At 48.5% G+C, this 12,005-nt stretch carries 12 protein-coding genes and 1 pseudogene; 5 read left to right on the forward strand and 8 right to left on the reverse strand.

Annotation, left to right across the window (positions count from 1 at the left end; all coding sequences use genetic code 11):
• Positions 1-57 precede the first annotated feature (57 nt).
• The 4 genes from PSEUDOMOFG3G_RS13270 to PSEUDOMOFG3G_RS13285 form a co-directional block, all read right to left on the reverse strand.
• Positions 58-984: an AEC family transporter gene (locus PSEUDOMOFG3G_RS13270; protein ID WP_139050233.1), complete on the reverse strand. Its 927-nt coding sequence runs from the start codon at positions 982-984 to the stop codon at positions 58-60.
• Positions 985-1,192: 208 nt separating this feature from the next.
• Complete coding sequence (locus PSEUDOMOFG3G_RS13275; RefSeq protein ID WP_139050548.1) at positions 1,193-2,071, reverse strand: LysR family transcriptional regulator; 879 nt, start codon at positions 2,069-2,071, stop codon at positions 1,193-1,195.
• A 641-nt stretch (positions 2,072-2,712) separates the two neighbouring features.
• Positions 2,713-3,174 (reverse strand): PaaI family thioesterase, encoded by a 462-nt coding sequence (locus PSEUDOMOFG3G_RS13280; protein ID WP_139050234.1) that lies wholly within the window; start codon positions 3,172-3,174, stop codon positions 2,713-2,715.
• 69 nt (positions 3,175-3,243) lie between these two features.
• Positions 3,244-4,029 carry a helix-turn-helix domain-containing protein gene (locus tag PSEUDOMOFG3G_RS13285; RefSeq protein ID WP_171061374.1) on the reverse strand — a complete coding sequence of 262 codons (786 nt, stop codon included), beginning with the start codon at positions 4,027-4,029 and terminating at the stop codon, positions 3,244-3,246.
• 152 nt (positions 4,030-4,181) lie between these two features.
• Between PSEUDOMOFG3G_RS13285 and PSEUDOMOFG3G_RS13290 the strand changes: the two genes are divergently transcribed.
• The gene (locus tag PSEUDOMOFG3G_RS13290) at positions 4,182-5,384 is read left to right on the forward strand and encodes a YbfB/YjiJ family MFS transporter (protein WP_139050236.1); all 1,203 of its coding nucleotides are present in this window, start codon (positions 4,182-4,184) and stop codon (positions 5,382-5,384) included.
• Positions 5,385-5,409: 25 nt separating this feature from the next.
• On the opposite strand, the gene PSEUDOMOFG3G_RS13295 is transcribed toward PSEUDOMOFG3G_RS13290, so the two are convergent.
• Positions 5,410-6,360 (reverse strand): LysR family transcriptional regulator, encoded by a 951-nt coding sequence (locus PSEUDOMOFG3G_RS13295; protein WP_139050237.1) that lies wholly within the window; start codon positions 6,358-6,360, stop codon positions 5,410-5,412.
• A gap of 156 nt (positions 6,361-6,516) precedes the next feature.
• Here PSEUDOMOFG3G_RS13295 and PSEUDOMOFG3G_RS13300 point away from each other — a divergent pair, with 156 nt between their 5' ends.
• Complete coding sequence (locus PSEUDOMOFG3G_RS13300; RefSeq protein ID WP_139050238.1) at positions 6,517-7,803, forward strand: amino acid permease; 1,287 nt, start codon at positions 6,517-6,519, stop codon at positions 7,801-7,803.
• Between the two features lie 30 nt (positions 7,804-7,833).
• Complete coding sequence (gene metC / locus PSEUDOMOFG3G_RS13305; protein ID WP_139050239.1) at positions 7,834-9,012, forward strand: cystathionine beta-lyase; 1,179 nt, start codon at positions 7,834-7,836, stop codon at positions 9,010-9,012.
• Between the two features lie 426 nt (positions 9,013-9,438).
• On the opposite strand, the pseudogene PSEUDOMOFG3G_RS28055 reads toward metC, so the two are convergent.
• Positions 9,439-9,705, reverse strand: a pseudogene (locus tag PSEUDOMOFG3G_RS28055) (LysR substrate-binding domain-containing protein); the annotation flags it as partial.
• 198 nt (positions 9,706-9,903) lie between these two features.
• Positions 9,904-10,380: a LysR family transcriptional regulator gene (locus PSEUDOMOFG3G_RS28060; protein WP_257220761.1), complete on the reverse strand. Its 477-nt coding sequence runs from the start codon at positions 10,378-10,380 to the stop codon at positions 9,904-9,906.
• A gap of 175 nt (positions 10,381-10,555) precedes the next feature.
• Between PSEUDOMOFG3G_RS28060 and PSEUDOMOFG3G_RS13315 the strand changes: the two genes are divergently transcribed.
• The gene (locus tag PSEUDOMOFG3G_RS13315) at positions 10,556-11,062 is read left to right on the forward strand and encodes an acyl-CoA dehydrogenase family protein (RefSeq protein ID WP_171061375.1); all 507 of its coding nucleotides are present in this window, start codon (positions 10,556-10,558) and stop codon (positions 11,060-11,062) included.
• Here PSEUDOMOFG3G_RS13315 and PSEUDOMOFG3G_RS28400 read toward each other — a convergent pair.
• Positions 11,040-11,288 carry an acyl-CoA dehydrogenase family protein gene (locus PSEUDOMOFG3G_RS28400; protein ID WP_139050549.1) on the reverse strand — a complete coding sequence of 83 codons (249 nt, stop codon included), beginning with the start codon at positions 11,286-11,288 and terminating at the stop codon, positions 11,040-11,042. The two genes, PSEUDOMOFG3G_RS13315 and PSEUDOMOFG3G_RS28400, sit on opposite strands and share 23 nt — an antisense overlap.
• Positions 11,289-11,400: 112 nt before the next feature.
• Here PSEUDOMOFG3G_RS28400 and PSEUDOMOFG3G_RS28065 point away from each other — a divergent pair, with 112 nt between their 5' ends.
• On the forward strand, positions 11,401-12,003 hold the full coding sequence (locus PSEUDOMOFG3G_RS28065) for an MFS transporter (RefSeq protein WP_257220762.1): 603 nt from the start codon (positions 11,401-11,403) through the stop codon (positions 12,001-12,003).
• Positions 12,004-12,005 lie beyond the last annotated feature (2 nt).

The raw sequence follows: 12,005 nt of genomic DNA on the forward strand, positions 1-12,005 counted from the left end.
GTCCCTACCGCGACCGTCTGATCTCTATATTTGAAGCCACTTGGCGGGATAAAGGCATCAGAGCCACGGAGTCAAAACTACAACGGCAACTGGTAGCGCGACAGCAGCCAGTAAGGTTTGGCATGCAATTATGCCCGCCATTAGAGGGGCATCGCCGCCTAGCTGTCGCGCCATTATGTAAGATGATGACGCTGTGGGGAGTGCTTGAAAAAGCAATGCGGCGATTGCCGCTTTGCCCTCCAGTCCAGCTATATTACATGCGGCCAACGTTACAACAGGCATGATCAAGAATTTGAATAGGGATGAGTAGGCCACCGGTCGCGCCCAGCTACGCACCGAACCTAGCTCCAGGGCGGCTCCCACGCAGAGCAATCCCAGCGGTAAAGATGCCTGACCCAGCACCTTGATCACAGGTTCAATTCCGATGGGTAGACCCAATTTTAGCGCCTGAAACAGTATTCCCCCGAAACAAGCGAGAACCAATGGGTTCAGTGCCAGTTGCTTGGCAACCTTTCCAACAGACATCCTGCCGCCTGCGCCATAACGCGCAAATATCAATACACATAAGATATTCACTGTCGGCACTATTGCAGCATTGGCCACCGCAGCTAACGCGACTCCTTGAGCGCCGAACAGACCAACCGCAGCTGAAACCCCTACATAGTTGTTGAAGCGCACCCCCCCTTGAAAAACGGAGGTGAAAGCCTGGTCGTTACCTTTGAGTATTGGGCGTGCGCCGACGAGCAGCACTGCAACGGTGACAGTCGAAAACACAAGTGCAGCGATCATGCTCTGGACGGGCACGTTACCTAATTTGGCAGTTGCTAGCCCATGCAGAAACAACGCGGGCAAGAGAACGTAATAGCCCAAACGCTCGGCTTGAGCCCAAAACGAGTCTGCCAGAAACTTGCTGTGCCTTAGCCAAGCACCGATACCGATTAAGATTGCTATGGGCACGAGGGCGAGTAGAAGCTCCGCAGTCACGAGGATGCCCCTATGGCGTGTATCAAGCTATCGACCCACCTGATCCGCTTTGAAAATTCGATCATCAACGACAATTGAAAGCTGTTTAGGTTTTTCGAAGCGAACATGGCACCCTCCGGAAAGCGTTTGGATGGGCGCTACGATAATTACTGGAACGTTATAATAAAAACGATAAAAAATTCAGTGATCAACAAGTATTTCTCATTGATCAGTAGCCTGGCGCCTGCATCTGAATAACATTGGCTAGGGCAACTGCAAGTCTACCGCGTGGACGATCTTCACGTTCCAGCAGCACGACGCGACGTATTCTTTGCGGCGAACCAAACGGATGGAGCTCAAGGTGACTCAGTTGTTCGAGGTTTCGGCTCGAGAGAGGTATCACTGACACGCCCAGCCCCTGGGTGACCATTTGGATAATGGCTTCCTGGCTATCCAGCTCCATGTTGGTCTGCACGCGCAGTCGCATCCGTCGAAGCTCCCGCTCTATGGTGCGTCCCGCCCAGGCTCTACGGTCAAAACGAATGAAAGGCTGCTGCTCCAGCAATTGCCTTACTTCTATCCCGGCGCATGCGGCAGGAGCGATTATCCAAAACCCTTCTTCGTACAATGGTGTACTGACGAGACCGTAGGGATGAGGTTTGACAGGCTCGGTAGTAATCGCCACATCCAACTCGCCGGCTTCCAACCGTATCGCCAAATCCGCGGACATGCCGGAAGTTACTGTTATGCGAAGATGGGGATGTTTTAAGCCCAGAGCAGCAAGAGCCTGGGGCAAGACGCTTGCTAGTGCCGTTTGGATTACTCCAATTTTTAGCCGGCCGCGCAGTTCATTATCGCCGCCAATTTCCGAAGCGATGCTGTCGTAAAGCGCGACAATCTCGCGCGCTCGCTCCACTGCGACATGACCTGCGTCCGTCAGTACGGGCAGCCGGCGTGAACGGTCGAATAACGAAGCATTAAACTCTTCTTCGAGTGACTTAATGTGAAGGCTGACCGCCGATTGCGTGAGATGAATACTCTGCGCAGCTTGCACAAACGAGCCGTGTTGAGCGATTGCAAGCAGGGTACGAAGCGCGCGTAATGACATATGGGTCAAGACTGTTCAGTGAAGTTATACTGTCGATTTTGCCAGACCCGGCCAAAATCGACGACCGTCTGGTTCAGCCATTCTAATACTCTTCGAAAATTTGACATCATCAGAATGCGAGATTCATCCCGGCTAGTATTGCTCCGCGTGCTCCATTGATGCTTTCCCGTACGCTAAATGAGGCCTTGGGAAAGCAGTCCCTTCGGGAGCGATCTCTGCATTGGGGAAGGACGCCGGTGGAGGCACCCGAAGCGTTTATGAGTAAGAACGTGTAGCGACGACCCAGCGACGCATCACCGCTGGCTCAGACATGCTGTATTCATGCGGGATGACTGTCGGCCATAAAGGGATAAGCCTTAATTGCTGAAAGGGCAAACTGAGGCCAAGCTCCCTCTATTGATCATAAGGGAGGCGCTTTTTGGAACGTTTTTGACCTCCAACGAGAACCTACGGGAAAGCTAATGAAAAGGCTGATTAAAGCGGAGTATGAAGCGGCACATCATAAATAATGACGAAGCGTGGTGGTCATTAGTGTCGAGCATAAAGATATGCGCACCGCTAATTGGGTTGTGCGAACACTTACTCAATTAGCGCAAATTTGATAAAGTATAAAATTTAAGATGTGAGTGGTTGATGTTTGATTAAATGTCCTCTGGTAGCTGGATTGCAATCATTTCAGCGCTGACACAAACCACATCGCCAGCACTAAGTGAAAGGTCAATGATAGCCTTTCGATTATCGAGAGATTTGAGCTTGCCCTGCAGGAAAAGCTCGGTACCGAGTGGTGTCGGCTTATGGAATACGATTGTGAGGGTTCCGGTGACGAAGCGTAATACACCTATCCCGTCGCTTTGTGTTCTTCCTCTGGCTTGATAAGCGAAAGCAGCAGCGCTTGCGGCTCCGTGGCAATCCAACAGCGAGGCCAGTAGACCGCCATAAACATGTTTTGGGAAACCTCCGGTGTAAGTCGGATCTGCGGTAAATCGAGCTTCTACACGGTCATCGATAAGATAACTTTTAAGTTTGTGGCCATTAGGGTTTTTTGTGCCGCAACCGTAGCAGTGAGCAAATTCCGTAGGGTAAAGGTCTTGTATGGCTAGCATTGTAAATCCTCTTTTTTATTAAACGCTTTTTCTGTTTGTGAAATGCTGTTTTTTGAGTTTTATTGCTATCTAGGGTCTTTTGATGTATGCGCTAGGGCTTAGTCCGAATTCAGATCTAAACATATAGGTGAATGCTGAGGTGGAAGAGTATCCGAGGGATAAGGATGTTTGAGTGATATTGCATCCATCAGCCAAAAGCTCCAGCGCTTTAATTGAACGTAATTTCTGTGTCCAAACTCGCATTGATAATCCTGTTTCACGTTCAAAATGACGTGCCAAAGTTCTTTTTGACATTCTGAATTGTTCAGCCCAAGATTCTGCATCCCGTTCTAGTGTTGGGTTTTGGTACAGCTCTTCACATATCTTTAGTGTGACGCCATCGTTCGGCCAAGGAAGGGCGGTTTGAATTGGTGTCATTCTTTTCAATTGCTTGATTATTAGTTCGGTCACCAGGTTTGAATAATCTTTTTCTGTGTTTTCGTCGAAACTGCTCACTTCGACTATGAGTGCCCGTAAAAGATTAGAAACTAGGAATGCCTTGATTGTTGCGGGGGCGATTATGTCATCGACGTAGAGGCTTGATAAAGTCGCTCCCAATGCAGACCCTGTAGTATGTAAGACTCCTTTTGGTATCCATAACGCTTGACCGGGGGCGATAACATAACAATCGTTCCCGATCATCACGCTCAGAACACCCTCAGTCGCATAGGTAAGCTGGTGCCAGTCATGGGTATGAGGCACAAACTTGCTTCGCGCAGGCATCGTTTGAGAACGCAGTCGCACGGGTGCAGGTGTGTCATCTACAGCTACCCCTAGGCGAGGCAGAAGCTGCCAGCTTTCCGAAAATTTAGGCATGGGATGGCGTGTCGTCGACATAATATGGCTAAACCTCTAGAGATTGACACGGGCCTTGCAACTTAAAATAAATCAAGCAGCCTGTCACTATAATTTTTTCGGTCTCCGGTTAGCTGTCACAGAAAACTCATTAATTGTCGTGGAATTATTGAATGCAGAATTCGGATGAATCACTCTCACTGGAGAAATATCAGGTCGTTATGGCGGGAGTGTGTGCGTTGATAATAACCGTTGGTTTAGCGCGATTTGCCTACACCCCACTTTTGCCAATTATGAATAAGGAGGCGGGACTATCTCTCTTCGCTGGCGGATGGTTGGCAACATTTAATTATATTGGTTATATCGTTGGGGCTTTGATTGCAGCCAGTTTAAGCGACTTAAGTGTAAAATATAAGTTTTACAAAATATGCTTGATCGTAAGTATAGCAAGTACCGCTGGGATGGGTTCTACCACTGATTTTGTCATGTGGTCGGTGCTCAGGGTTGTTAGTGGAATAACCAGTGTCGCAGGTATGCTCATTGCATCGGGGCTCGTGTTGAACTGGTCAATGCGTAAGGGCTTACAGCAGGAACTGGGATTGCACTTTACCGGGATTGGCGCGGGAATCGTGGTGTCCGGGGTCGCAATCTTGGTTATGGCTAACTACCTAAATTGGGCGCAGCACTGGTATTGGCTAGCCACACTCGGGCTAGTGTTTTTTCCTGCGGCCTGGTTGTGGATGCCTGAGCCTTTGAAGGCGAAGCATAGTAACGTTGCACTGCAGGCGAATGGCGTTAAGCCTTCTGCTACCTGGATGAAACTACTCATAGCCTTCTACTTCTGTACCGGATTCGGTTATGCAATCGGTGCAACGTTCATCGTTGCAATTCTGGCAAAATTTGAGTTTTTTTCTGGCATCGGCAGCCTAGTCTGGATCGTGGTGGGCTTGGCAGCTATTCCTTCCAGCTTTCTTTGGGACAAAATTGCTAAATCAGCCAATACTATTACTGTGTTGATTATAGCTAATGTACTTGAAACCGTATCCATCATTATTCCGCGCCTTACGGAGGATACGCTGATCAATATTGTAGGCGCGATTATGTTCGGTAGCACGTTTGTCGGGATTGTGAGCCTGACGCTGGCTTTAGTGGGCAGAAGTTTTCCGGAGAACCCTGCAAAAGCCATGGCCAAGCTTACGATAAGCTATGGTGTTGCACAGATCATCGCACCTGCCGCGGCGGGATATTTGGCCGCGAAGTATGGTGGTTATAGCGACTCGCTGGTGCTGACAGCCATCGCGTTAACAGTGGGTACATTTCTGCTATTTGTATTACGTTTAACACGAGAGCAAAAACCTTCAAGGGCCTTGGCGTGAACCTCTGATTGATTACGCCGCACGCTCAATGAATTAGCAGGCGTGGATAGTCTTCCATCCATTCGTCCCATGGCGCTACGGGGGAAGCCCATTCGAACAGAAAATTCACAAACGAGCTGATGGTTGGATTATTGCCTCGATCCGGAAGGTGTAATGCGAACAGTTTTCGCGAAAGGTTTTTGGTCACATTTCCAAATAGCGGAACTAATTCATGCTTTTTTACATGGGCGTCCATCAGGTACGAAGGCAAATAAGCCACGCCCATTCCTTTCAAGGCTGCTTCCAGTAACACCGAGCTGCTATTGGCTTTGATAAGGATCTCTCCGTAGGTGATCAACGACTTTTCACCGTCTTCTGTGTAGTGGTGCCATACTTCGTCAATATCTGGATAGAGTAAGCATGTATGCATTCTTAAGTCCGCTATGCACTTAGGTGTACCCGCAAGTTCGAGATAGTGCGGTGAGGCGCAAAAAAACCACGGTATCAGCGAGATTTCTTTGGCAGTGTAATTTTCTGGTGGGAGCCTCGCGATTCTTAGTGCAACATCGCACGTGCCATCGTTCAGGTTGACCGGCTGATCGCTGATATCCAGTTGCAGATTGATTTTTGGGTAGCGCTCGCGGTAGGCAGAAAATATCGTCATCAAATGACGCACGCCCAGCGCCATTGGGCTTGAAACTCTAAGTAGCCCCTTCGGCTCCGATCGAGCAGATGAAACGCTATCGAGCATGGATTCGAGGGAGTTGATGATCTCGCTAAAACGTTGATAAATTATTTTTCCCTCGTCTGTGAGGAATAAACTTCTAGTCGTTCGTTGAAGTAATTTTAACCCCAAGCTTTCCTCGAGTAATGTCAGGCTTTTGCTAACCGCCGATGGCGTTAAATTTATTTTTTGAGCGGCTTCGGTGAGCCCACCACTTTCCACGACCCTCACAAAAATAGTCATTTGCTTGAGCGTGAGATTGTTTGGAAGCATTTTTGACTGATCCTCAAAACTGAAATGAAATGATGTCACTGGCCTTTGAGATGTGAACAAATTATAAGGTTTATCAGGAGTGAGGCCAACAAGTGAGCGGATTTATCTGCAAGCTTCCAGGGATGAATAAATCAAACAATAACAATGGATATATCTATGTCTGTGATGACAACAGAGAGCACTCAGGTGGTCGACAAGTCGCCCATACCGTTCACCCGATATGATGCTGGATGGGTAATTCTGTGCATTGGTATGGCGATCGGGGGAGGCATTGTTTTTCTTCCGGTGCAAATTGGTCTCAAGGGATTGTGGGTTTTCTTGCTCTCCCTGGCGCTCGCTTATCCGGCGCTTTATATGCTTCAAGAGCTTTATTTGAAAACTCTCTCAAAAAGTGAGCAGTGTGATGATTATACGGGAGTTATCACTCACTATTTGGGCTCGAATTGGGGTTTTTTGCTGAGCGTCGCCTATTTCCTGATGCTGTTGAAAGGTATGCTGACCTATTCCTTGGCTGTGACTTTTGACAGTGCGTCATATCTGCAAAGCTATGGTGTATCCAGTGAAAACCTAGCAAGCGCGCCCTGGTATGCGTTGTTGGTGCTGATTGTACTGGTGGCAATCGCCGCCCAAGGCGAGAAGGTGCTGTTCAAAATCTCCGGGCCGATGGTGGCAGTCAAGTTGTTGATAGTTGTAATTCTGGGGTTTGTAATGATTCCCAAGTGGACTATCTCGAATATAGGAATTCTTCCGGATATTTCTACACTCATACGAGATGCGATCTTGACGCTTCCCTTCACGCTATTCTCAATTTTGTTTGTGCAGATTTTGAGTCCGATGAACATTGCTTACAGGAAGAGAGAAGCCGATAGTCGCGTGGCTACCTTTAAAGCTATTAGGGCCAATCGGATTGCCTACGTGATTTTGGCGGTAACAGTCATTTTTTTCGCGCTTTCTTTCACCTTTGCATTGACCCATGAGCAGGCAGTGGAGGCGGCAAAAAACAACATCTCTGCACTAGCAATCGCTTCCAAGGTGCTGCCAGGAAGGGTCGTGGCAACGATGTCAATCATGCTCAACATTTTTGCGATAGTGACAGCATTCTTTGGTATCTACCTGGGGTTTCAGGAGGCCTTAAAGGGCATGGCATTGAATGTAATGGGGCGATTCATGAATGTTGATGCAGTTTCTCCGCGTTTTATCACACTCGGCGTTGCAGTTTTTATTATTGCGCTGCTGTGGTGCTGGGTGATGACAAAGTTTTCAATTTTGCTTCTTCAGCAAATCGGAGCTCCAGTCTATGGAGTGGTGTCATGCCTAATACCTTGCTATTTGGTGTTCAAGGTTCCAGTATTGAGAGTTTATAAGAGTTGGAAGATATACTACATTGGGCTGTTTGGTGTTATGTTATGTATTGCTCCATTTCTCAAGCTTCTCGAAAAATGATATTTGGTTTTTAGTTTTTAGGTGGTTGTTATGAGTATGAATTTAGATCGTCACCATATCAGTACTAAACTTACGATGCTTGGACGTAATCCCAATGAACAAGCCGGATTCGTTAATGCACCTGTCTATCGGGGGTCAACTATTGTGTATGGCTCTGTCGACGATATTGAAAATAAGAGGGCGCGCTTCTCTTATGGGACAGCAGGTTCGCCGACCATAGAAAATATGGAGAATGCCTGGACGGAGCTCGCGGGGGCGGCGGGTACAGTGATGGCTCCATCGGGTCTAGGGGCGATTGCGTTAGCTTTTTTTGCAACTACCAAGGCAGGTGATCATGTACTGATCGCCGACTGCGCTTACCGACCGGCGCGAAACTTCTGCAACAACTTATTGGCCCGCTACGGTATTGAAATCAGCTATTACGATCCAATGCTTGGCGCCGATATTGAATTGCTGATCAAGGACAACACCAGCGTTATCTTTATGGAGGCGCCGGGCTCCCAGAGCTTCGAGGTGCAGGACGTTCCCGCGATTGTGGCCGTTGCACGCAAGCACAACATCAAGACGATAATTGATAATACCTGGGCAACTCCGCTGTTCTTCCAGGCCCATGCCCATCATGTAGATATCTCCCTCGAAGCAGGCACTAAGTACCTCGGCGGTCATTCCGATTTGCTGCTAGGTATGATTTCAGCCAATGCTGAAACATGGCCTGCCTTGCGCCAAGCATACGATGCCATGGCGATGCTGCCAGGCCCTGAAGATTGCTTTCTTGCATTGCGAGGGTTGCGAACAATGCACCTTCGATTGAAAGAGGCAGAGGCGCGCGCACTCCAAATTGCAACATGGCTGGAGTCTCGTCCAGAGGTTGCGCGTTTGCTGCATCCGGCTTTTCCTAGCTGCCCAGGTCATGAATATTGGAAGCGGGACTTTACTGGCTCGTCAGGACTATTTTCCATCGTACTCAAGGGAAACTTTGCCAAGGCAGATGTCGCTAGGATGCTCGACAATATGTCGATCTTCGGCATGGGCTTCTCGTGGGGCGGATATGAAAGCCTCATCATTCCGTTCAATTGTACTGATTATCGTACTGCAACCAGGTGGCAGCCGGGTGGTTATACGCTGCGTCTGCAGATCGGCCTTGAGGACGTCCAAGACCTGATCAATGACCTGGAAAATGGCTTCGATCGGTTGAATCAATACGTCTGATGCCATGAAGACCTAGGCAAAGCGTCAGCGTGGTTGGCGCTTTGCCTAAAATGGTCTTTGCATCACCGTCAACTCGAGACGGTTGACGGAAGACAATAAGGGCGCGCGAGGGTTATTAGTGGCCGTGTGCGAGAGGGGAAAGTATTAGCAGCAGTCCTAGGCTGTGCTCAAACTCCCATGAGTAATCCCGTACCTCGCTCGAAATGGAGTGTCAGCGCTCGTTTGGAAATTTTTAATACCTCCGCCCATTCCGCTGCTTTGCGTTCGCATGCTAGATTTAAATAATCTCCCCCGAAGTCTTCTGGCCAGTCATGTTGATGCAACAGTATGACGGCTGTGTCGTTAGGCGGATGCTATAATCAACACTGTCGGTGCACATAGATTTAAGCTATCACCAGCAACTATTTCTTAAGGGTCAGACGGTTTTCACAAGGGTGTCGCACTGGGTATGCTTTCGGTTGTAGGGTCTTCAGCGACAATGATTTCGGGCAGAAATGCTTTCAATAGCTCTATCCATTTTCGTGTTTTGGTGTGCAAATACCTGCGAGAAGAGTAGATAGCGTATATGCTTAGCTCTTGCAGCTTGAATTCTGGTAGGAGACGGGTAAGCGCGCCATTACTGAGCGCTTCTTGGGCTGCGTAAACCGGGACAGCGCCAACGCCTATACCGGTTTTTATCGCTGCAATCATGGCGTCGGCTGAGTTCTAAGACGGGGTCGGGTATATGGATGACCTGTTCGCCGTCGGGGGCTTTGAAACGCCACTTCTCAAGGGCGCAGGCGGGAGTAGATAAGCGCAAGCAACTATGTTCAATCAAATCGCTTGGATGGATGGGGATGCCGTGCTTCCGAATATAGTGCGGAGATGCGCAAAGGACACTGTATGTAATGCCTAGTTTTGTCGCAAAGCACCCTGACTTCTCAAGCTGTCGGCGACGATAATTGACACGTCGTAACCATATTTCGTAGTGTCTGGAACGGTATTGCTCAAGCTGAGTTCAAGTTGTACGTCTGGAAAGAGGGTGTGATACTTAGCAGCGGCATCGATGAGGAAGTACTGGACAATGCTGGTCATGGCGTGAACTCGTAATTTTCCGCCCGGCTTGGACTGATTAGCTGTGGCTTCCTCCTGAGCAGCACTTATCGCGTCTAAGATCTTGACGCATCTTTCGAGATAGCGATGGCCAGCTTCGGTTAATGAAGAATTTCGAGTTGTTCTATTAATCAGCTTGGTTTTGAGAAAATGCTCTAAATTGCGTACGGCTCTAGAAATGTTAGCGGGGCTAGTGCTGAGGGTTTTCGAGGCTTCGGTAAAACTGCCAGCGTTAGCCACCGACACGAAAACCTGCGTATGATAAACAATATCCATCTTCTTATCTTAACGATCTGCCCATACGAAGGAGACTAAAGGAGGGGCTATGGCAAGCATGGCAGCTTTCAAAGTAAATTGAATCATTACCCTTAGCGGACGCGTGTGTGTGCACTTTACCGCGCAGCTGTCACTGTTAGGGTCCCACGCAATGGGTACAACAGACCTCGAGTTAATGAACGTCATAGTTGATACGCCCTGCTTTCCCAAGGGAGTTGGCTTTGCAGCGGCTATGGCAGGCTTGAATGTGGCCCGCACTGGCGTGGCCGCAATGTGTAATGGCGCAGTAGAGGGAGCGTTACGCGCCGCCATCGAATATGCAAACTCAAGAACCGCTTTTGGAAGCAAGATTTTCGACAATCAAGGTACTAGTTTCTCACTAGCAGATGTGTCTACGTACCTTGAAGCGAGTAGAAACCTGACTCAAAAAGCCGCTCAGCTCATTGATTACGGCCAAGATGCAACCTTGGCCGCAAGCCACGCTAAAAAGTTCGCCACAAAGCACGCATTCCAGTCAATAAGTGCCTGCCTGCAAGTTATGGGAGCGAATGGCCTGAAAGACAGCTACGGCATCCACAGACAAATGTCAGCAGCGCGCGCCTGCGAATTCATGGATGGGACCACTGAAATACAAAATATGATCGTTGCTCGGGCTCTGCTTAAAAGCGCCCGCCAAAAATAAGTCTAAGGGGGCGGTGTATGGCACGTATCATCTTCTTCAACTCACGGTACGCCTGAATACCTGCTTGGTCCCGATCGACCACAAACCCTGCGATTCCTTTGTTACCCGCATCTTCATTCACTTGACAGAACGTGAGTAAGAAGTCGGCATGGGATCCATTAGTGACCCAGGCTTTTTTACCATTAAGTAAGAATTTCCCGTTTGCTTCTTTTGCCGTAGTGGAAATTGACCCTGCAGAATATAGATTTTAAAGTTCCTTGATATGTACGTTGGGTGGGTGACGTGATTTTAATGTACTTTTTAAAATAAAATAAAATAAAATAAAGGAAGCGGAAGTCATGAATACTATCAATCTGCATGCTGTTGCAGCCACGTCGACGTTCAATAGATTTCATGCGCAGACATTAGCCTGGTGCGTTCTGATTTCAGTTATTGATGGCTATGATTTAGCCATTACGGGCGCGGCTTTACCCGCAATTATGAATGACATGAGCGTTGATGCGAAAATGGCTGGCTTTATGGCGAGTTCTGCGTTGTTTGGAACGATGCTGGGAGCTATATTTTTAGGCGCGAGCGCTGACCGCATTGGACGTCCAAAAGTTATAGCTTTTTGCATTGTACTGTTTAGCGTTTTTACAGCCGCAGCTGGACTTGCTGAGGGGCCAATTTTATTTAGTGTATGTCGTTTCATCTCTGGCCTAGGAATCGGTGGAGTGCTTCCTATCTGTGCGGCGCAAGTCGCCGAGTTTTCTCCGGCGAGGTTACGGACCCGGCTGATAACTATCGTGTTTGCAGGGTATTCAGTAGGAGGTATTCTCGTTGCTCTCACATCTAAGGCATTGATTGAAAAGTACGGCTGGCAGACCGTCTTCTTTTCTTCAATTGTGCCGTTGATTCTAAGCCCGCTCGTGCTACGTAAAATGCCCGATTCCATCGCTTAAAT

The sequence above is a fragment of the Pseudomonas sp. FG-3G genome (assembly GCF_901007645.1).
GTDB lineage: Bacteria > Pseudomonadota > Gammaproteobacteria > Pseudomonadales > Pseudomonadaceae > Aquipseudomonas > Aquipseudomonas rhizophila.

Coding starts and splice junctions, on each gene's coding strand:
- PSEUDOMOFG3G_RS13275 (WP_139050548.1), bottom strand. CDS start 2,071: ATGTCATTACGCGCGCTTCGTACCCTGCTTGCAATCGCTCAACACGGC.
- PSEUDOMOFG3G_RS13280 (WP_139050234.1), bottom strand. CDS start 3,174: ATGCTAGCCATACAAGACCTTTACCCTACGGAATTTGCTCACTGCTAC.
- PSEUDOMOFG3G_RS13285 (WP_171061374.1), bottom strand. CDS start 4,029: ATGCCTAAATTTTCGGAAAGCTGGCAGCTTCTGCCTCGCCTAGGGGTA.
- PSEUDOMOFG3G_RS13290 (WP_139050236.1), top strand. CDS start 4,182: ATGCAGAATTCGGATGAATCACTCTCACTGGAGAAATATCAGGTCGTT.
- PSEUDOMOFG3G_RS13295 (WP_139050237.1), bottom strand. CDS start 6,360: ATGCTTCCAAACAATCTCACGCTCAAGCAAATGACTATTTTTGTGAGG.
- PSEUDOMOFG3G_RS13300 (WP_139050238.1), top strand. CDS start 6,517: ATGTCTGTGATGACAACAGAGAGCACTCAGGTGGTCGACAAGTCGCCC.
- metC (WP_139050239.1), top strand. CDS start 7,834: ATGAGTATGAATTTAGATCGTCACCATATCAGTACTAAACTTACGATG.
- PSEUDOMOFG3G_RS28060 (WP_257220761.1), bottom strand. CDS start 10,380: ATGGATATTGTTTATCATACGCAGGTTTTCGTGTCGGTGGCTAACGCT.
- PSEUDOMOFG3G_RS13315 (WP_171061375.1), top strand. CDS start 10,556: ATGAACGTCATAGTTGATACGCCCTGCTTTCCCAAGGGAGTTGGCTTT.
- PSEUDOMOFG3G_RS28065 (WP_257220762.1), top strand. CDS start 11,401: ATGAATACTATCAATCTGCATGCTGTTGCAGCCACGTCGACGTTCAAT.